We start from the raw sequence: 18,707 nt of genomic DNA, 5'->3' as shown, positions 1-18,707 counted from the left end.
CATTATCCACCTGTGGTAATAAACCTGCCTGCAGTAATGCACGTTTAGTCACCCATAAAAACGGAGCCCGAGGCTCCGTTGTTCAATGCGGTATCAATCCCGGACGGAACGCGCTTCGCGCTCTTCCCGCTCCCTTGCCAACAAGCGTTTGTACCACCAGCTGCTGCGACGACGTTGTGCATTGGAAGAGCGACGAGCCATTGCTTAGATCCCAGTCAAGAGAAGAAAGAGCCGCATTATGCGATAGAGATCACGCCCGTGTCTGTAGCTGGATCAAGAAAAGGCTCACTGGCCCACCCGGATCGTCCGCTGGTTGCCCTCCGGTTCACCACTCTGTGACGGCGTCGTCACCTCTCGCCAGATCAGGGGACCATTGGTCTCCATCGCCTGTTGCGGCGCGCACTCCAGCCAGAGCTCCCCCTGCTGGATGCGGGCCCCCTGGGAGTATTTCTGATCCTGATACCAGCACACCCGCTCGGGCAGCGAACCAAGGGGCAGCACCAGCTCGGTGCCCACCGAGTGGCTGAGGGTGTTGGACGCCGGGGCGGCCAACGCGGGGAAGAGCCAGCCAAGGGCCAGCAGACAACCTGCACAACGGATCATGGGAATTCCTGTCACGGGGGTGTGAAAGTGTAGAGCGACCAGCAGAGCCCTCGACTTGACCAATAAATGTCGGCTCATCTGGCATTCCGGAAGCAATATGATAGCCTGCCTGCGCCCGCAAAAGCCTGTCAGGGCGCTGCCGTGGGCCCCCACCGGCATAGCCGGGATGCGGTAATGAATAACCCTTAATAATCAGATAATTAACTGGATATGTTGTCAATGCGTATCATGCCGTTGCTCAAGGCTGCCTGCCTGAGCCTGATGTTGTCCGCCTGTGTCGCCCCCCTGCTGATGATGAGCCCCACCAGCCAGCTGATGTGGGCCCTGCTCAAGCCGCTGGTCGGTTTCGATCCGAACGAGGCCAACCTGTTCGAGCAGCCGCTGATCAAGGACAGAATGACCGCCATGCTGGGGCCCAACTACGAGAGCACCATGCAGCTGCTCAAGACCGCCGACGAGCTGCAACAGGAGGGGCCGCTCTTTTACGTGGTCTCCCGCTACGCCCCCGTGCCGGACGTAGCCAAGCAGGCCGGCATGGTCTGGAACGCCGACACCAACCAGCTCGCCGTCATGGTGCAAAAAGGTGACGGGGCGACCCAGGTCTTCGGGGAAAACCTGACGGCCGCCACCCCGACCTGGCCCAGCGCCATGCAGGGCTGGCAGTCCCAGGCCACCCCGGCCGCCACGGCCCTGACCGGTGCCGGTCAGGGGCTCACGGGCGCTGGCAGTTCTCTGCTGGGCACCATGATGGGGGGCCTGCAACAGAGCGCCAGCAAGGCCCTGTCCGACTCCACCAGACAGGTGATCGGCAGTGCCGCCACCACGGCGCAGCAACAAGCCACCAAGGCGGCGAGCGACAGCGCCAAGCAAGCTGCCAGCAGTGCCGCCACCACGGCGCAGCAGCAAGCCACCAAGGCGGTGAACGACAGCGCCCAGCAGGCTGCCAGCAGCGCAGCGACCATCAGTGCCGCCACCACAGTGCAGCAGCAAGCCGAAAAGGCGGTGAGCGACAGCGCCAAGCAGGCCGCCAGCAGCGCAGCAACCATCAGTGCCGCCACCACAGCGCAGCAGCAAGCGGCCAAGGCGGTGAGCGACACCACCAAGCAGGCCGCCAGCAGCGCAGCGACCATCAGTGCCGCGACCACAGTGCAGCAACAAGCCGCCAAGGCGGTGAGCGACAGCGCCAAACAGGCCATCAGCAGTGCCGCAACCACGGCGCAGCAGCAAGCGACCAAGGCGGTGAGCGACAGCGCCAAGCAGGCCGTCAGCAGCGCAGCGACCATCAGTGCCGCGACCAGTGCACAGCAGCAAGCCGAAAAGGCGGTGAGCGACACCGCCAAGCAGGCCGTCAGCAGCGCCGCAACCATCAGTGCCGCGACCAGTACGCAGCAGCAAACCGCCAAGGCAGTGAGCGACAGCGCCAAGCAGGCCGCCAGCAGCGCCGCCGCCATCAGTGCCGCGACCAGTGCGCAGCAGCAAGCCGAAAAGGCGGTGCAGCAACAGGGCGAGAAGCGGGAAGCGACCTCCGGCACCCTGAGCGATCAGGCCAGGGCGGATGCCGAAGCGGAGCTGGAAAAACTGCTTAACTGACTTTTTAAGCGTCATGCCACCATAAAAACAGGCCATCACATGATGGCCTGTTGTTTATCTGACCCGTAGCAGGGGAAGATCAGAAATGGCGGTCCTGCTCGGTGGGCTTGGCACCCTTCTCTTCGCTGTGCTCGATGGCGGTGCGGATAAGGTCGACGCCGGCCCGGATGATCAGCACCCCCATGTTGACCAGCTTGACACAGACCCACATGAAGGTGATGAGCAGGATCAGCTTGAGCACCGTCTGGAAGGCCTCCAGGAAGTTCTGCTCCAGCTGGGCGGTGAGCCCGTTGGCGCTGCTCATCAGCCAGGTGTACACCTCGCGCACGAAGGGGATCCGGCTCGGCATCTCCAGCACGTCCAGCGCCGCAGGCAGGGCCTGGAAGATGACGATGCTGCCAAACAGTATCAGGATGACGCCGATGGCAATCCCCAGAAAGAAACCGAACTGTCGCATGAAGAGCCCCACAATGTAGTGAATGAGAAGAACAATAGCCGCCAATACTAGGGACTGCCCGCGCAGACGGCAATCCTTGCGTCCCCCACAGGGTCGGTGCCCCCTGCAAGCCATTGCCCGGCCGTCTGATTTCTGTGACCCTTGTCCCCACTCCTTGCCCCTGGGTGTCATCATGTTTCGAGTCGTCTTCTGCCTGCTGCTGTTGCTGGGCGGTGCCCTGCCCGCCTCCCACGCCGAATCCCCTCCCTCTGCGGCCGCCTGCGTGATCCGCCACCAGCAAGGGATCCTGCTGGTGCAGGACAGGCTCTCCTCGCGCTACAGCCTGAGCGGCGGCTACATCGACAGGGGGGAGACCCCGGAGCAGGCGGCCCTGCGCGAGCTGTTCGAGGAGACCGGCCTGCAGGGTCGCGTCACCGGCGAGCTGGGGCGCTGGCAACGGGCCAGGGTGTTCGCCTGCCAGACCCTGGAGCCCCTGCGGGTCCAGCGAGGGACGGGGTTTGTCTCCTTGCTCCAGGCCCCGGATCTCGGTGGCGAGATCCTGAACGCCAGGCTGATCGCGGCCGCCGACCTGCCCCCTGACCAGCGTCGCTTCCCGGCGCAGCTCGACTGGATAGCCCCGAGGCTGGCCGAGGTGCCCGAGAGCCGGGTGCTGTGGGTGACGGATTTCAGCGACGCGGCCAGTGCGCTGCACCGCGCCGAGTTGCCGCTGATCCAGCGCCTGCAACAATGGCTCGGGCCGGATGCGCTCTGGCCAAGGGCGGGCAATCTGCTGGGCTCGGCCCCCTTCCAGCTGGCGCTGCTGCCCTTGCTGCTGCCCCTGCTCGGCTGGTCCAGGCTGCGCCACCTGCTGTTTGCCATGGTGCTGCTCACCCTGGTGGTGAACCTGCTCAAGGCGGGCATCGGCTGGCCCAGGCCCTTCCACCTGCAACCCGAGCTGGCCCGCCAGAGTGCCCAGGGCTTCGGCATGCCGAGCGGCCACGCCGCCTCGACCCTGCTCTACTGGGGCCTGCTGCTTGGCTGGCTGCCGGCGCTGTGGGTTTGGCAGGGGGCCCTGCTGGCCCTGTTGCTGGCCGGCGTGGCCGGGCTGGCCCGGGTCTGGCTGGGGGTCCACTTCCTCTCGGATGTGGTGGCCGGCCTTGCCCTGGGGGCCCTGCTGCTGGCACTGCGCGCCCCGCTGGCGAAGCTGGCGGCACGCCCGCTCCCCTGGGCCGGGCTGCTCATCGCCAGCGCCCTCTCGGCCTGGCTCACCCAGTCCACCGCCCTGGCCGGGCTTGCCATGTTCACCCTGGGGCTGGTATCGGGTAATCTGCTATCACTCGAACGGAGCCCCACCCCCGCCCTGCCCGCCGCGCTGCTGACCCTGGCAGGGGGGCTGGTCGTGGCAGGGCTCCTGTTCCTGGTGCCCGCGCTCACCAGCAGCTCTCTGCTGATCCTCGCGGGACAAGGGTGGCTCTTTGGCTGCCTGGGGTTCTGGCTCAGCGCCGGGCTCTGGTGGTCGTTGTCCGCTATCCGTCACGGTGCCCGAACCGGGCGCTCAACCCCTCGTTAAGGGAATGCCATGAATATGAAAAAAGTGGATTTGGCCAAGATCACCCTGGGCTTGCTGTTCCTCAGCCTGCTCATCATCTCGTGCTTCATGGTCTTGCGCCCCTTCCTGCCCGCCCTGGTGTGGTCGACCATGATCACCATCGCCACCTGGCCCCTGATGCAGATGGCCCAGCGCCTGCTGTGGGGCAAGCGCACCCTGGCGGCCTTGCTGATGACCAGCATCTTGCTGCTCATCTTCGTCATTCCCCTCTTCATGACGCTGGCCAACGTGGCGGAGAAGGCCCCCATGCTCATCGAGCTGGGCACCGAGCTCAGCCAATCCCCGCCCCCCGAGCTGCTCTGGTTGCAGCAAGTGCCCCTGGTGGGCGACAAGCTCTATGAGTTCTGGCAGCAGATCCTCGCGAGCGGCGGCCAGGTGCTGTTCACCAAGCTGGCCCCCTACTTCGGCCAGACCGCCCGCTGGCTGGCGGCCCAGGCGGGCAACCTCGGCCTGCTGTTCGTCCACTTCCTGCTGACCGTGGCCATCTGCGGCCTGCTCTACCACTCGGGAGAGAAGGCGGCAGAAGGCATTCGCCGCTTCGCCCACCGTCTGGCGGGCCAGCGCGGTGACAATGCGGTGGTGCTCGCCTCCCAGGCCATCCGCGCCGTCGCCATGGGGGTGGTGGTGACCGCCCTGGTGCAATCCTCGGTGGCGGGCCTGGGCCTGCTCATCGCCGGCATTCCCTATGTCATGGTGCTGGTGGTGCTGATGTTCCTGCTGATCGTCGCCCAGATAGGCCCCTTCCCGGTGCTGCTGGCCAGCGTCGGCTACCTCTACTGGAGCGGGGACACCACCTGGGGCACCTTCCTGCTGGTCTGGTCCCTGCTGGCGGGCACCATGGACAACTTCCTGCGCCCCTTCCTCATCAAGCGCGGGGCCGACCTGCCGCTGATCCTCATTCTGGTGGGGGTCATCGGCGGCCTGCTGGCCATGGGGATCATCGGTCTCTTCATCGGCCCCGTGGTGCTGGCGGTGGGTTACACCCTGCTGGATGCCTGGATCAAGGAAGATGACCAACCGGCGAGCGCTCTGGTGGAGCCGCCCAAGGCGCCGTGATGATTCATTCATCCCCGATGCAAAGAGCCGCCCCAGGGCGGCTCTTTTGTTTATTACCGTCCCATGCAGGTTCGATTAGCGAAGCGTAATCGGACGATCGAGATGCCGCTGTCCGGTGTGTCCATGAATCAGCGGCATCCGTCAGCAGGGAAATATGGATGGCTGTTATAGCGGGAGAATTGATTTACGCGAACGTCCGATTACCCCTTATGGCTAATCGAGCCGACGGCCGGTCGCGGCGTTTAGAACCAAAGTTCGAACCGGAACGCCAAAACACGAACCAGGGTTCGAGTCACTCCTTCCCCTCCCCTGTTCCCTGCCGAAGGCGCCCGCCACAATACCTGCACCATTGGAGGAGAAGACAAGATGAACGAACTGAGAGCAACACGGGCCCTCATCAGCGGCGGCGCCAGCGGCATCGGACTGGCCATCGCCGAGGCCCTGGCCAGCCAGGGGGTGGAGCTGATCCTCGCTTCCCGCCGTCTGGGGCTGCTGGAGCAGGAAGCGGCCAGACTGGAGGCGCGATACGGAGTGCGAGTCATGGCACTGGCGCTGGATGTGTGCGACGGCGATCAGGTGCGGGACGGCCATGCCCGGATCCGGGAGCGGCTCGGCCCCGTCGATCTGCTGATCAACAACAGCGGGGTCGGCAGCGACCACCTGGTGCAGGACCTGCCGGAATCGGAGTGGGACAGGGTGATGGATACCTGTGCCAAGGGCACCTTCCTGCTGACCCGGGCCTGCCTGCCGGACATGCTGGCAAACCGCCACGGCACCGTCATCAACATCGCCTCCCAGGCCGCCAGGCACGGCTATGCCAGGGCCGGCGTCTACTGCGCCGCCAAGTTTGCGGTGCTGGGGTTCGCCCGGGCACTGCGGGAAGAGGTGCAGCACCAGGGCATCCGGGTCCACACCCTCTGCCCAGGCCTGGTGCAGGTGCCGCCCCCGGCTTGCGCCGCTGATCGCAAGCCCGGCTGGCTGCAGGTGGAGGATCTGGCCGAGGCCGTGCTCTACACCCTGCGCCAACCGGCCCACGTGCAGCTCGACGAGATCGGCATGACGGGGATCTGAGCGAGGCGCCATGGAACGCCAGCAAGAACAAGGGGCGCCGAGGCGCCCCTTGTTCTGCGTCACACCGCCAGAGGCGGCCTGCGCGTAAGATCAGGCAGGTTGATGGAGGGTGATGCAGTGGATGCCGCCGCCCCCGGCCGCCACCGGGTCTATGTCTATCTGCACTATCTTGCGCCCCGGATAGAGGCTGGCCAGCAGATCCCGGCAATGGCGGTCGGCCCTGGCATCCCCGAACTGGGGAGCGATGACGGCGCCGTTGATGGGCAGGTAGTTGATGTAACCGGCGGCAAAGTCCGGGCTGCGGCTGAACTTGTTGTCCCGCCCGCCCAGGGGCGGCGGCAGCTGATGCAGCTCCAGCTTGTTGCCGTCGGCGTCCGTCGCCTGCTGCAGGATGGCGAGGTGCTGGCGGGTCACCTTGTAGTCGTAGGAGTCGGGATCGTTGTCCATGTTGATCACCACCACCCCGGGGCGCACGAAGCGGGCGTAGAAGTCCACGTGGGCATCCGTGATGTCGCGGCCCTTGATCCCCGGCAGCCAGATGATCTTGCGCAGCCCCAGGTTGGCCTTGAGCTCCGCCTCCACCTGCGCCTTGGTGAGGCCGGGGTTGCGGTTGCTGTTGATCCAGCTGCTCTCGGTCATGATGGCGGTGCCGTTGCCATCCACCTCGATGCCGCCCCCCTCACCGATGAGCTCGCTCTGCAGGTAATAGGCATCGGTCTGCCGGCCCACCAGGGCGGCGACCCTGGCGTCATGGCTGTGCTCCTGCTTGTCACCCCAGCCGTTGAAGTTGAAGTCCACCAGCCCGAGCCCTCCCTGCTCGTCCTGCACGAAGACGCCGCCGGTATCCCGCAGCCAGATGTCATCCATCTCGGCGTGGACGAAGTGGGTGTTGCGCTCGCCGCATAACTGGCGCGCCAGCGCCTCGTCATCCTCGTGGCAGAGCACGTTGACCCGGGTGTAGGGCACCATGGCCTGCACCAGCCGCCCTATGGTGGCCTGCACCTCCTTGTAGTGGCGACCCCAGATCTCGCTGGTGGCCCCGAAGGCCACCCACACCAGGGCCTGGGGGGAGGACTCCTCCGGCATGTGGTAGCGGCCGGCGGCACTGGTCTCGCCGGCGGCGAAGGCCGCGCGGGCACCGGGCAGGCTGCCAAACCCAGCAATGGCGCCGAGGGCGACCAGTTGTTTCAATACGTGGCGTCGGGAAAACATCGTTCTACTCCTGGGTTCAGAGGCTGCTCTTGAAGCGAGTCCAGGCTCGCATGCGGGCACGCATCTGGGATTGTGCTATATCCTGACCCGGAATGAGCCGCTGGTAGCTGGCCTCGTCCAGGTAGATATCCGGGTTGGCCGTCATGGTGGCATCCACCATGGGTCTGGCCTTGGCACTGGCAGTCGGATAACCGGTGCTGTTGGTGATGGCCGCCATGTTGGCCGGGCGCATCACGAAGTTGATAAAGGCATAGGCATAGTCAGGATGGGGGGCATCCGCCGGGATCGCCATGGTGTCCATCCAGATGGTGCTCCCCTCCTTCGGCAATCGGTATTCGAAGTCGACCCCCTTGCCCGCCTCGGCGGCGGCGCGCCTGGCCTGGGTCATGTCGCCGCTGTAGCCCAGGGAGAGGCAGAGATCCCCGTTCACCAGCTGAGTCACCGGCTGGGACTGGAACTTGCGGATATAGGGCTTGATCCCCTTGAGCAGGGCCAGGGCCGCCTCCAGATCGTCCGCCTTGCCGCTGCGGGGATCCCGCCCAAGATAGTGCAGCACCACCGCCAGCACCTCGTCCGGGGAGTCGATGACCGAGATGCCGCAATCTGCAAATTTCGCCGCCAGCTCGGGCTTGAACAGCATGTCCAGGCTGCTGACCGGGGCATCCGGCATCCGCTGCTTGATAGCGTCCGCATTGTAGGTGAGCCCTATGGTGCCCCAGGTGTAGGGCACCACGGCCTCCTTCGCATGGGGATAGGCCTGCTGCAACCGCGCCAGGCCGGGGTCTATGTCCCCCAGGTGTTGCAGCTTGCCCTTGTCGAGGGGCTGCAGGCTGCCCGCCCGCATCAGCCGCTCCGCCACCGTGTCCCCCGGGAAGATGAGGTCATACCCGCTGCGACCCGCCATCAGCTTGGCCTCCAGGGTCTCGCTGCTGTCCATCACGTCGTAGATGACCCGGATCCCGGTCTCCCGGGTGAATTCGCTCAGGGTATCGGGGGCGAAATAATCGGACCAGTTGTAGAGGCGCAGCACCTTCTCTTCCTGCGTCTCATCGGCCTGAACCCCGACGCTCAGCAGCAGGGCCAGCCCCATGGCTATCTTGGTCAAGGCACTCATGATGGACGCCCTCCCCGCTGGCCCTGCCCATCCAGGCTCAGCAAGGCGCCATACATCTCGGGGCGGCGATCTCGATAGATGCCCCAGGTCAGCCGCTCCTCGGCCATGGCGGCGAGATCCAGCTCCCGCACCAGCACGCCCGGGGTATCCCTGTCCGCCTCGGCCAGCAGAGCCCCCTTGTGATCCGTGATGAAGGAGGAGCCATAGAAGCGCATCTGCAACGCGGGATCCCGGGTCGCCACCTCGCGTCCGATGCGGTTGGCGGCGATCACCGGCATGATGTTGGCGGCGGCGTGGCCGCGCTGGGTCAGCTGCCAGTGATCCCGGGAATCGAGCCCCTCTGCCCCCGGCTCCGAGCCGATGGCGGTGGGATAGAGCAGCAGCTCGGCCCCCTGCAGCGCCATGGCGCGGGCCGCCTCCGGGAACCACTGATCCCAGCAGATGCCGACCCCGATGCGGCCAGCGGCCGTGTCCCAGACCCGAAACCCCGTATCCCCCGGGCTGAAATACTCCTTCTCCTGATAGCCGATGGCGTTCGGGATATGGGTCTTGCGATAGACCCCGAGCAGGCGACCATCCGCATCCGCCATCGCCAGGGAGTTGAAGTAGGCGTTGCCCGCACGCTCGAACCAGCTGATGGGCAACACCACCCCCAGCTCCCGCGCCAGGGCCGAGAAGCGGCGCAGCACCCGGCTCTGCTCGAACGACTCCGCCAGCGCCAGATGGCCGTGGTATTGCTCGATGCAGAAATAGGGGGTGGCGAAGAGCTCCTGCAACAGCACCAGGTTGGCCCCCCTGGCGGCGGCGTCCCGTACCAGGCTCTCCGCTGTGTCCAGATTGCGCTCCAGCTCCCAGCTGCAAGCGAATTGTGTGGTGGCGACAACGATCTTGCTCATCCGGATACCCTCCCTGACACGCGTTCCCGCTGACAGGCAAACTGCATGGTTGCGACGACCTTGTTCATGAATCTCTCCTCCCTGATCCCGTCATGAGGCCTCGCAGACGCCTGACGAGGCCGCTCCAAACGCTTACCCCTGCACCGGCCAGGCCGGCTGCTGCTGGGTGATGCAGTGAATGCCGCCCCCGCCGTGGGCCAACTGGTTGATGCGCACCGGCACCAGCTGCCTGTTCGGGAAGGCGCGCCTCAGCACCTCCCCCGCCGCCTCGTCCGCGCCTACGCCGTAGGCGGGCATGATGATGGCGCCGTTGGCGAGGTAGAAGTTGGTGTAGGAGGCGCAGAACACCTCCGCCTCGGCGTCCACCGCCTCGCTCGCCTCGAACAGCTCGAGGCACTCGAAGGAGCGACCTCTCGCATCGGTGACCAGGGCCAGGGCTCGGCGGTTCTCCCGCACCACGCGGCCATAGGTGGAGTGCCCGTCCAGGGTGGCGTCCACCAGCAGGTGGCCGGGGCGGCTGAAGGCGCAGACCCCGTCCACATGACCGTCCGTCATGTCGCCGGTGACGTGGTCCGGATCCCCCGGCAGCCAGATAGTCTTCTCGATGCCGAGCAGGCGGCTGAAGATCCGTTCGATCTCCACTTTGGTCATGCCGGGGTTGCGGTTGCTGTTGAGCAGCACCGACTCCGTGGTGATCAGGGTGCCCTCCCCATCCACATGGATGGCGCCCCCTTCGTTGGCGAGGAAGCTGCCGATGCACTCCAGCTCCAGGCTGTTGAGAACGCGCCGCGCCAGCCCCTCGTCCAGACCGTGGGCCGACTTGCCGCCCCAGGCGTTGAAACGCCAGCTGATCCCGGCGGTGCCAAGCTCGGGATGGCAGATGAAGGTGGGGCCGGAGTCACGGCACCAGCTGTCATCCACCGGCAGGGGTATGAAGCGCACCCCGTCGCCGCACAGGGCGCGAGCCTCGACCTGTGCGGCGGGATCCACCACCAGGTTCACCGGTTCGAAGCGGGCGATGGCATTGACCACCCGGGCGAAGTCCTGCTGGACCTGGGGCAGGGTTACGCCCCAGCCGTTTTCCCACAGCGCCTTGTTGTGCGGCCAGACCATCCAGGTCGCCGCGTGCCGGCACCACTCCGCTGGCATGAACCAGCCCACAGCCCTCATTCCCTGCTCGCGCATCTCAGCCTCTCTGATTAGGTACTATTAAGGTTATTGACGATGGGAATAGACTATTCTCCCCGCTGATGGGTAACAAACGATCGATTTTCGATAAAAGTGATAAGTGGAGCTAATCAATGATGTTCAAACACTGGCCCCCTCTCAACGTGCTGCGCGGCTTCGAGGCGGCGGCCAGGCTCGGCAGCTTTCATCAGGCGGCCCAGGAGCTGCACCTCACCCAGTCTGCCATCAGTCAGCAGATCCGCTCGCTGGAGGAGCTGCTTGGCCAGCCTCTGTTTCACCGCCAGGGACGTTCCGTCGCCCTGACCGACGCGGGCCAGGATCTGCTGGAGACGACCCAGCAGGTGCTGCTGCAACTGGCGGTGGGAATACAGCGCCTCGAGCAGTACCGCAAGCCGAACCAGCTGGTGCTCAACACCAGTACCGCCATCGCCCGCCTCTGGCTGCTGCCCCGGCTGGCCGACCTTCACACCCAGCATCCGGGCATCGATCTCTGGCTGTTCACCAGCGACGACACGCCGAACATGGCCGAGCAGACCATCGACATTTCGCTGCGCTGGGGGCTGGCTCCCCAGGCGGAATGCCGCCATCAGCCGCTGCTGGCGGATCGGCTGCTGCCGGTGGCGAGCCCGGCCGTGCTGGCACAGCCCGCGCAGGAGCGCACCACCCTGCACGGGGAGCGGGAGATGGACTGGCACCACTGGACCCTCAAGGGCGGCGACGATCTGCACCTGCAGACCCAGGGGCTCAACTTCTCCGATCCCGGCTTGTTGCAGGATGCGGCCAGCGCCGGGCTCGGGGTGGCGCTGGCGAGCGAGCTGCTCTCTCGCGACGCACGCCGACAGGGGTGGCTGCTGCCCCTCTCGTCCCACCGGGTGGCCGGGCCGAACTGGAACATGCTGATCCATCAGGAGAGCGAAGCCAGCCCCCAGTGCCGGGCGGTGAGCCAATGGCTCCAGCAGCAGTTTGCCGCAGAGGCTGCCACCCGGGACCAGGACGCGACACTCTGAGAGCGGTCACTGAATCGGGGCGGCAAGGGTGATTAAATGGCCCCTTCCCTTTTGCCGGATATCGCCGTGACCATGCCATCCGTCCCCCAGCCCCTCTCGTCCTGGCCCGAGCACCTGCAGGCCTCCTGGCTGCGCTGTGCCCACCAGACCAGCGCGTCCCTCTGGCATCCTCCCCACTGTGCCAGAGGGCAGACCCTGGAGAGCCTGCGCCAGCGCAAACGGGACCTGCTCACTACCGGCGAGATGGCGCTGGAGGATCTCTACGAGTTCATGGAGGGGCGCCCCTGCGCCCTGCTGCTCACCGACGAGAGCGGTTGCCTGCTGGCCCGGACCGGCCACCCCGATACCCTGCAGGCGCTGGCGGCACTCGGTTTTGGCCCAGGCGCGTTTTTCAGCGAGGGACGCATCGGCACCAATGCCGTCAACCTGGCGGCCCTGGAGGGGGTGCCGCTCTGCGTCAGCGGCCCCCAGCACTTCAACCAGCGTCTGCACCCCTGGCACTGCTGTGCCAGCCCCGTCTACAACAGCACCGGTCGCCAGGTGGCGATCGTGGCCCTGATCTGCCGGGTGGAAGAGGCCGCGCCGGGGGATCTCGCGCTCACCGTCAGCGCCGGCCGTGAGCTGGCCAATCTGCTGCAGATGGAGCGCTTGATGCAGGAGTCCCAGCACCACTTGAGCGAGCTCTATGCCCTGCTGGATGGCATGGAAGACGGCGTGCTGGCCTGGGATCCCCAGGGGCGGCTGCGCTACCTCAACGCCCTGGCGGCCAGTCGGCTGCAACTCGACCCGGCTGTCTGCCTGGGCCAGCCCCTCGATCACCATCTGCTGATGCCCCAGCGCCTGCGTCTGGCCATCGCGGAGATGACCCCCCTGAGCCATGTGGAGGTGACGCTGGAGCGGCGAGAGACCCGGGGCGAGGCCTTCATCGACGCCCTGGTGAGCCTCAAGCCCCTGCCGGGGCCGGACGGGGTCAGCTTCATCGTCCTGCTCCATCCCACCGATCGATTGCGCGCCATTCATCAACTGCGCCAGACGGTGCCCGAGCTCTCCGCCCTGGTGGGAGAGTCAAGCGCCATGCGCAAACTGCTGCGCCACGCCCGCCAGGCGGCCAGGGGACAGGGCCCCGTCCTGCTGCGGGGGGAGGAGGAGGTGGGCAAGGCCCAACTGGCGGAGGCCATCCACTTTGGCAGCGAGCGAGCCGCCGGCCCCCTGGTCATCTTCAACTGCCAGGCATGGCCGAGTGAGCGGATGGCGCTGGAACTCATGGGGTCCGACGAGGCGGGGCAGGAGCGGGCCGGCAAGTTCGAGCTGGCTCACGGTGGCACGCTAGTGCTGGAGCAGGTGGAGTGCCTGCCCGCCCCCATGCAGGCCGCCCTGCTGCAACTGCTCAAGACGGGGCGCATCCAGCGCTTCGACTCCGCCCGCATCCTGCCCCTCAGGGTGAGGATCATCGCGACCAGCAGCGCCCCGCTGGAGCAGCGGGTGCAGGAGGGGGGATTCGGGCGCCAGCTGCTCTATGCGCTGCAAGGGTGCGAACTCTGGCTGCCGAGCCTGCGGGAGCGCAGCGCCGATCTGCCTGGCCTCATCCGCCAGCACCTGGCGGTGCAGGGGGGCGAGCCGGGGCGCCAGTTCACCCCTGACGCCCTCGACTGCCTGCTGGCCTACCCCTGGCCCGGCAACCTGGGGGAGCTGCGCAGCGCCATCGAGTACGCCCTGCTGCATTGCAGTGAGGCACAGATCCCGCCCCGGGCGCTCCCGGCCGCCATCCGCCAGGGCCATTGCCTGCTGGCGGACGAGGTGGTGGGACAGCCGCTGCTCACCCTGGCGGAGCTGGAGCATCAGGCAATCCTGCGGGCCGCCCGTGCCAGCAAGGGCCAGGTCAGCCAGATGGCGCGCCAGCTCGGGATCAGCCGCACCACCCTCTGGCGGCGACTCAAACTGCTCGACATCGATCCCGCCGACTACCACCACTGACCAGAACGCCCCTCAAAAAAAGCGGGCCCCGTCGTGACGGGGCCCGGATGGGGAAATGTTTCAGTCGCCGAAGCGATCCCGCGCCAGTTGCTGGAAGCAGCTCAGCGCCGCCCCGGCATCCTCCCCTCGCGCCAGCAGGATGAGCCTGTCCCCCTGGCGCACATCGAGCATGGCGAGCCGGCTCAGGCTGCGGGGATTCGCCTCTTTGTCCCCCTTTTGCAGCCTGAGTTCAGCGGCAAAGGGCTTGAGTGCCGCGACCAGTCGGGCGGCGGGGCGCACATGCAGGCCGTGGGGATTCTCCACCACCACCTCGCAGCGCAGCCAGCCGTCGTCGGCAACGGGGGCTGCCTCCGTGGTAGCCTGCGCCGCACTGGCAGGCAGCATTCCCTGTTTCGGGCCCAGGGCGCCAAGCGCCTCGGCGGCGACCTCGTCCAGCGTCAGGCCTGCGCCAGCGGCCACCACGGCGGCCAGAGTGCCCTCGACCAGCGGGGCGGGGCTGAGCCGCACCCGGGCGCTCAGCTCGGGGGGCAGCAGCTCGAGGGCGGTCTCGGCGCTCAGGAGGGCGCTGCCCAAGTCCATCAGCACCAGCACCCCGCTGCCGTCATCCGCCTCTTCCATCGCACTCATCACGGCGATGGCGTCGGTGCCGATGGGATGGGCGGGGTCATCGACCCCGGCCGCCAGCAACAGCTTCGCCGGGCTGCCGAGCTGATCGGCCAGGGCTTTCAAACCGGCCGCAAGCATGGCGCTGTGAGAGACCACTACGATGCCGATCATGTCACAACCTCGCTCTGTCACGCAGGGCGGTCAGCAGCAGCAGGGTCGAGGTGGCCCCCGCATCCTGATGGCCGATGCTGCGCTCACCAAGATAGCTGGCGCGCCCCTTGCGGGCCTGCATCTGGATGGTGGCCTCGGTGCCGGCTGTGGCGGCAGCCACCGCCTTGTCCAGCGCCTCGGGGAGCGGCAGGCCCTGTTGTTCAGCCTGCTGCAGGGCGGCCAAAGCGGGCCACCAGGCATCGCACATGGTCTTGTCACCCGGCTCGGCACGGCCACGGGAGACGATCCCCTCCACCCCGTCGCTCAGCATCTTGCCGAGCTGGCCGAGGGTCAGGCTCTGGCAGGCATCGCTGCTGGCCGCCGCCCGGATGAAGAAGGTGCCGTAGAGGGGTCCGCTGGCGCCGCCGACCGAGGAAAGCAACGTCATGCCGGTGGTTTTGAGCACCTGGCCGATGTCCTTGTCCGCCACCGCGGGCAGCTTCTCCGCCACCTTGGCAAAGCCGCGCTGCATGTTGAGGCCGTGGTCGCCGTCGCCGATGTCGGTATCCAGCGCGGTGAGGTAGTCACGCTGCTCGGTGAAGATGTGCTCGCAGTCGAGCAGCCAGTTGACGATCTGATGTTTGCTTAACATAAATATTCCTCAGCAGCCGCGCCGCAGGGCCGGGGTGTGAACGGGGGCATCCCACAGGGTCATCAGCTCGTCATCCACCTTGAGCAGGGTGATGGAGATGCCGGTCATGTCGAGGGAGGTGCAGTAGGGGCCGATGAGGTTGCGCACCAGGTGGATGCCCGCCTCTTCGCACAGGGCCGCGAGGCGGCCATAGACGCCGTAGAGCTCGGAGATGGGGGTGCCGCCGAGGCTGTTAACCAGGACGATGACCCTGTCACCTCCATTGAGCGGCTCGATAAAGGTGTGCTCCTCCTGCCAGCTGCCGGTGCCTCTGTCCCAGTGGCGCAGAGTGCGGCCATAGGGGCTGTTGTCGGTCAGCTCCTTGAACATGTCGTCCACCAGGGCGTTGAGGTCGGTGAAGGGACGGCGTTCGATGCCCGGCTCGCCGTGGATGCCGACGCCGAACTCCACCTCGTTGTCAGCCAGGATGAAGGAGGGCTTGCCCGCAGCAGGGACGGTGCAGGCATGCATGGCCACGCCTATGGTGCGGCTCTGGTTGTTGATGCGACGGGCCAGCGCCTCGCAGCGCGCCAGATCGTAGCCCGCCTCGGCGGCGGCACCGACCAGCTTCTCGCACAGCACTGTCGTGGCAACACCACGGCGGCCAGCGGTGTAGAGGCTGTCCTTCACCGCCACGTCGTCATCGATGAGGGCGAAGCCCACCTTGACCCCGTCACCGTGCAGCAGCTCGACCGCCGTCTCGAAGTTGAGCACGTCGCCGGTGTAGTTCTTCACCAGAAACAGCACGCCGGCGCCGCCGTCGACGGCCTGACCGCACTCGTACATCTGATCCGGGGTCGGGGACGTGAAGATCTCGCCGGGGCAGGCACCATCCAGCATTCCTTTGCCCACCAGGCCACCGTGCATGGGCTCGTGGCCGCTGCCGCCACCGGAGACCAGCGCCACCTTGCCCGTCACGGGGGAATCGGCGCGGGTGATGTAGTGGGGTTCGATTCGCACCTTGAGCTCGGGGTGGGCAGCAGCCATCCCCATCAGTTGTTCACGGACCACGGCATCGACAGCGTTGATCAGCTTCTTCATGGCTCACTCCTTGGCTTGCCACCATACGGGTGGACAGATGGTTGATGCAGCCAGTCTAGCGAGCCATAGGGGGATAAAAATGACAGGGATTTCGGTTCGGATCTGAAACAACAAACGAAGCCTGACGTTTCAATCTGAAACGAGCGGATGGGGAAGATCCGGGAAAGTGTTAGCCGCCTCACAGCCATGAAAAAGGGCCCCGCAGGGCCCTTCTCGATAGCGTGAGGATTAGATGGCCCAGCCACCGGCGTAGAAGATCACCAGGGCCACAGCGATGATGACGGTGCCGATGTTGAGCTTCTTCCACTCGGCGGCAAACAGGCGGCCGACCACCAGGGCCACGAAGCCCAGCATGATGCCGGTGACGATGTTGCAGGTGAGCACGATGAAGACGGCGCACAGCATGCCGGAAAGGGCATCGACCGAGTCGTTGAAGTCCAGCTTGGTGACGTTGCCCAGCATCAGCAGGCCCACATACATCAGGGCCGGTGCGGTGGCGTAGGCCGGTACCAGATAGCTCAGCGGGGAGAGGAAGATCATCAGCAGGAAGAGCACGCCGACCAGGGTGGCGGTCAGACCTGTCTTGCCGCCGGCAGCGGTCCCTGCGGCAGATTCGATGTAGACGGCTGCCGGAGCACCACCTACCACGCCCGCCACCATGCTGCTGACGGAGTCCGCAGTCAGGGCCTTGCCACCGCTGATGATGTGACCACGCTCGTTGATGAGGCCAGCCTGACCGGCCACGGCACGGATGGTGCCGGTGGCGTCAAACACGGCGGTCATCACCAGCGCCAACACGGTCGGAATCACCACCGGATTGAGGGCGCCCAGCAGATCCATGCTGCCCACCAGGGAGCCATTCTCGCCACTCAGGCTCGGCATGGCGAAGAAGCCCTGCCAGGTCACTTTCGGATCGAAGATGAGGCCGAGGATGGAGATGGCGATGATCACCATCAGGATGCCGCCCGGCACCTTGCGGCGCTCCAGGCCGAAGATGGCAGCCAGGCCCAGCACCGTCATGATGACCGGGAAGGCGGTGATCTCGCCGAGCTGCACCGGCAGGCCAGCCCCTTCATTCTTGATCACCATGCCGACCCCGTTGGTGGCGATCAGCAGCAGGAACAGGCCGATACCGATGCCGGTACCGTGGGCAATGCCGGAGGGGAGGTTGTCCAGGATCCACTGGCGCACGCCGGTGACGCTGATCAGGGTGAACAGCACCCCCATCAGGAAGATGGCGCCAAGGGCAACCGGAATGCTCAGCCCCTGACCCAGCACCAGGCTGAAGGCGGTAAAGGCGGTGAGAGAGATGGCACAACCGATGGCCATCGGCAGCTTGGCCCAGAGCCCCATCAGCAGGGAGCCGAAGGCGGCGATCAGACAGGTCGCCACAAACACCGGGCCCTGCTCAAAACCGGCTGCGCCCAGCATGTTCGGCACGACGATGATGCTGTAGACCATCGCCAGGAAGGTGGTCAACCCGGCCAGCAGCTCCTGTCGCACCGTGCTGCCACGCTGGCTGATGGAGAAATAGGAATCCAGAAACCCGCCATTGCCGGCGCGGGCCGTCGTTTGTTGCGTTGCCATAGTTCATCCTGAAAGTGTGAAGGAAATCGTTTGCTTGCTGGCGCGCAAAATAGCAAGAATTTGGCGAGATTGCAGCGGATAAGCCTCCATTTCCCCGAAGTTTTTCATAAAAGGGCTCGTTGGAGGCCTCATTTTCCATGAGAGAGGCCCATCCCAAGCTTCTACACTCTTAGCTAGCCACGTTCCCATCTACCGGAGAGAAGCCCATGCACACAAGCAACCTGCTTGGCCAGATCCCCTCCCCCCTGCCCAGTGAAGTGTTCGCGGATCTGGTCAGTACCAACAATGTTCGTATCGAGCGCATTCTCTCCCAGGGGCAGCAGACCCCTACCGGAGAGTGGTTCGATCAGGATGAACACGAATGGGTATTGCTGGTGCAGGGAGAGGCCATCCTGGTCTTCATCACACCGGATACCGGGGTACAGGAACGCGTCCATCTGGGGCCGGGGGATTACATCAACATCCCGGCGCACCTTCAGCACAGGGTGGAGTGGACCCATCCGACCGAGACAACCATCTGGCTCTGCGTCTATTACTAGCAAGCTCACGGCTCAAGAAGGCAATGCTTCTGCTGCGAATATCGAAGAGGAGACCGTGGAGACGAAAAAAAGCCCAGTCTTTCGACTGGGCTTCTTAAGTAGTGGCGGAGCGGACGGGACTCGAACCCGCGACCCCCGGCGTGACAGGCCGGTATTCTAACCGACTGAACTACCGCTCCGCATTCGGTTAGCTTTCGCTAAATCATTTGCCGCTTCTTTATGAGGTGTCATCCTCGCAGCCAGTCATGTCTTTCACATCACCGTTTAATTGGGTGCCTGGCAGTGTCCTACTCTCGCATGGCGAATGCCACACTACCATCGGCGCTACAGCGTTTCA

Annotated in this window: 17 protein-coding genes and 1 tRNA gene; 7 read left to right on the top strand and 11 right to left on the bottom strand. The window is 65.5% G+C overall.

Features of this window, described 5'->3' with window-relative positions; all coding sequences use genetic code 11:
- Positions 1 to 285: 285 nt before the first annotated feature.
- The gene (locus AB5Y68_RS08270; protein WP_039040821.1) at positions 286 to 603 is read right to left on the bottom strand and encodes a DUF1496 domain-containing protein; all 318 of its coding nucleotides are present in this window, start codon (positions 601 to 603) and stop codon (positions 286 to 288) included.
- 219 nt (positions 604 to 822) lie between these two features.
- Between AB5Y68_RS08270 and AB5Y68_RS08265 the strand changes: the two genes are divergently transcribed.
- Complete coding sequence (locus tag AB5Y68_RS08265) at positions 823 to 2,193, top strand: hypothetical protein (RefSeq protein ID WP_039040820.1); 1,371 nt, start codon at positions 823 to 825, stop codon at positions 2,191 to 2,193.
- A gap of 79 nt (positions 2,194 to 2,272) precedes the next feature.
- On the opposite strand, the gene AB5Y68_RS08260 is transcribed toward AB5Y68_RS08265, so the two are convergent.
- The gene (locus tag AB5Y68_RS08260; protein WP_010675931.1) at positions 2,273 to 2,650 is read right to left on the bottom strand and encodes a hypothetical protein; all 378 of its coding nucleotides are present in this window, start codon (positions 2,648 to 2,650) and stop codon (positions 2,273 to 2,275) included.
- A 172-nt stretch (positions 2,651 to 2,822) separates the two neighbouring features.
- On the opposite strand from AB5Y68_RS08260, the gene AB5Y68_RS08255 reads away from it, so the two are divergent.
- The 3 genes from AB5Y68_RS08255 to AB5Y68_RS08245 all read left to right on the top strand — a co-directional run bounded on the left by AB5Y68_RS08255 (position 2,823) and on the right by AB5Y68_RS08245 (position 6,365).
- On the top strand, positions 2,823 to 4,199 hold the full coding sequence (locus AB5Y68_RS08255; protein WP_039040819.1) for a bifunctional NUDIX hydrolase/phosphatase PAP2 family protein: 1,377 nt from the start codon (positions 2,823 to 2,825) through the stop codon (positions 4,197 to 4,199).
- Positions 4,200 to 4,208: 9 nt separating this feature from the next.
- A complete protein-coding gene (gene ydiK / locus AB5Y68_RS08250) occupies positions 4,209 to 5,294 on the top strand; it encodes an AI-2E family transporter YdiK (protein ID WP_029314855.1) in 1,086 nt (361 codons plus the stop codon).
- 366 nt (positions 5,295 to 5,660) lie between these two features.
- On the top strand, positions 5,661 to 6,365 hold the full coding sequence (locus AB5Y68_RS08245; protein WP_039040818.1) for an SDR family oxidoreductase: 705 nt from the start codon (positions 5,661 to 5,663) through the stop codon (positions 6,363 to 6,365).
- A 90-nt stretch (positions 6,366 to 6,455) separates the two neighbouring features.
- On the opposite strand, the gene AB5Y68_RS08240 is transcribed toward AB5Y68_RS08245, so the two are convergent.
- The 4 genes from AB5Y68_RS08240 to AB5Y68_RS08225 form a co-directional block, all read right to left on the bottom strand.
- Positions 6,456 to 7,577: an agmatine/peptidylarginine deiminase gene (locus AB5Y68_RS08240; RefSeq protein ID WP_039040817.1), complete on the bottom strand. Its 1,122-nt coding sequence runs from the start codon at positions 7,575 to 7,577 to the stop codon at positions 6,456 to 6,458.
- A 16-nt stretch (positions 7,578 to 7,593) separates the two neighbouring features.
- Positions 7,594 to 8,691: an extracellular solute-binding protein gene (locus tag AB5Y68_RS08235; protein WP_039040816.1), complete on the bottom strand. Its 1,098-nt coding sequence runs from the start codon at positions 8,689 to 8,691 to the stop codon at positions 7,594 to 7,596.
- On the bottom strand, positions 8,688 to 9,587 hold the full coding sequence (gene aguB / locus AB5Y68_RS08230) for an N-carbamoylputrescine amidase (RefSeq protein ID WP_039040815.1): 900 nt from the start codon (positions 9,585 to 9,587) through the stop codon (positions 8,688 to 8,690). The genes AB5Y68_RS08235 and aguB overlap by 4 nt, the downstream gene beginning before the upstream one ends.
- A 132-nt stretch (positions 9,588 to 9,719) precedes the next feature.
- Positions 9,720 to 10,772: an agmatine/peptidylarginine deiminase gene (locus tag AB5Y68_RS08225; protein ID WP_039040814.1), complete on the bottom strand. Its 1,053-nt coding sequence runs from the start codon at positions 10,770 to 10,772 to the stop codon at positions 9,720 to 9,722.
- Positions 10,773 to 10,888: 116 nt separating this feature from the next.
- Between AB5Y68_RS08225 and AB5Y68_RS08220 the strand changes: the two genes are divergently transcribed.
- Positions 10,889 to 11,782 carry a LysR family transcriptional regulator gene (locus tag AB5Y68_RS08220; protein WP_039040813.1) on the top strand — a complete coding sequence of 298 codons (894 nt, stop codon included), beginning with the start codon at positions 10,889 to 10,891 and terminating at the stop codon, positions 11,780 to 11,782.
- A 72-nt stretch (positions 11,783 to 11,854) separates the two neighbouring features.
- Entirely contained in the window at positions 11,855 to 13,756 is a 1,902-nt protein-coding gene (gene dhaR, locus AB5Y68_RS08215) for a dihydroxyacetone kinase operon transcriptional regulator DhaR (RefSeq protein ID WP_039040822.1), read from the top strand.
- 60 nt (positions 13,757 to 13,816) lie between these two features.
- On the opposite strand, the gene dhaM is transcribed toward dhaR, so the two are convergent.
- From dhaM to AB5Y68_RS08195, 4 genes are all read right to left on the bottom strand, one after another.
- Positions 13,817 to 14,533, bottom strand: coding sequence for a dihydroxyacetone kinase phosphoryl donor subunit DhaM (dhaM, locus tag AB5Y68_RS08210; protein WP_039040812.1), 717 nt, complete (start codon positions 14,531 to 14,533; stop codon positions 13,817 to 13,819).
- A 1-nt stretch (position 14,534) separates the two neighbouring features.
- Entirely contained in the window at positions 14,535 to 15,164 is a 630-nt protein-coding gene (gene dhaL / locus AB5Y68_RS08205) for a dihydroxyacetone kinase subunit DhaL (RefSeq protein WP_039040811.1), read from the bottom strand.
- A gap of 9 nt (positions 15,165 to 15,173) precedes the next feature.
- Complete coding sequence (gene dhaK / locus AB5Y68_RS08200; RefSeq protein ID WP_039040810.1) at positions 15,174 to 16,244, bottom strand: dihydroxyacetone kinase subunit DhaK; 1,071 nt, start codon at positions 16,242 to 16,244, stop codon at positions 15,174 to 15,176.
- Positions 16,245 to 16,472: 228 nt separating this feature from the next.
- On the bottom strand, positions 16,473 to 17,831 hold the full coding sequence (locus tag AB5Y68_RS08195; RefSeq protein WP_010675944.1) for an NCS2 family permease: 1,359 nt from the start codon (positions 17,829 to 17,831) through the stop codon (positions 16,473 to 16,475).
- Positions 17,832 to 18,037: 206 nt separating this feature from the next.
- On the opposite strand from AB5Y68_RS08195, the gene AB5Y68_RS08190 reads away from it, so the two are divergent.
- Positions 18,038 to 18,370: a cupin domain-containing protein gene (locus AB5Y68_RS08190; protein WP_039040809.1), complete on the top strand. Its 333-nt coding sequence runs from the start codon at positions 18,038 to 18,040 to the stop codon at positions 18,368 to 18,370.
- A 102-nt stretch (positions 18,371 to 18,472) separates the two neighbouring features.
- Here AB5Y68_RS08190 and AB5Y68_RS08185 read toward each other — a convergent pair.
- Positions 18,473 to 18,549 (bottom strand) — tRNA-Asp (locus AB5Y68_RS08185).
- Positions 18,550 to 18,707: the final 158 nt, after the last annotated feature.

The organism is Aeromonas sp. R6-1 (assembly GCF_040908165.1).
GTDB classification, from domain to species: domain Bacteria; phylum Pseudomonadota; class Gammaproteobacteria; order Enterobacterales; family Aeromonadaceae; genus Aeromonas; species Aeromonas caviae.
The sequence above is the reverse complement of the archived record's forward strand: the minus strand, read 5'-3'. Positions and strand labels throughout refer to the sequence as shown.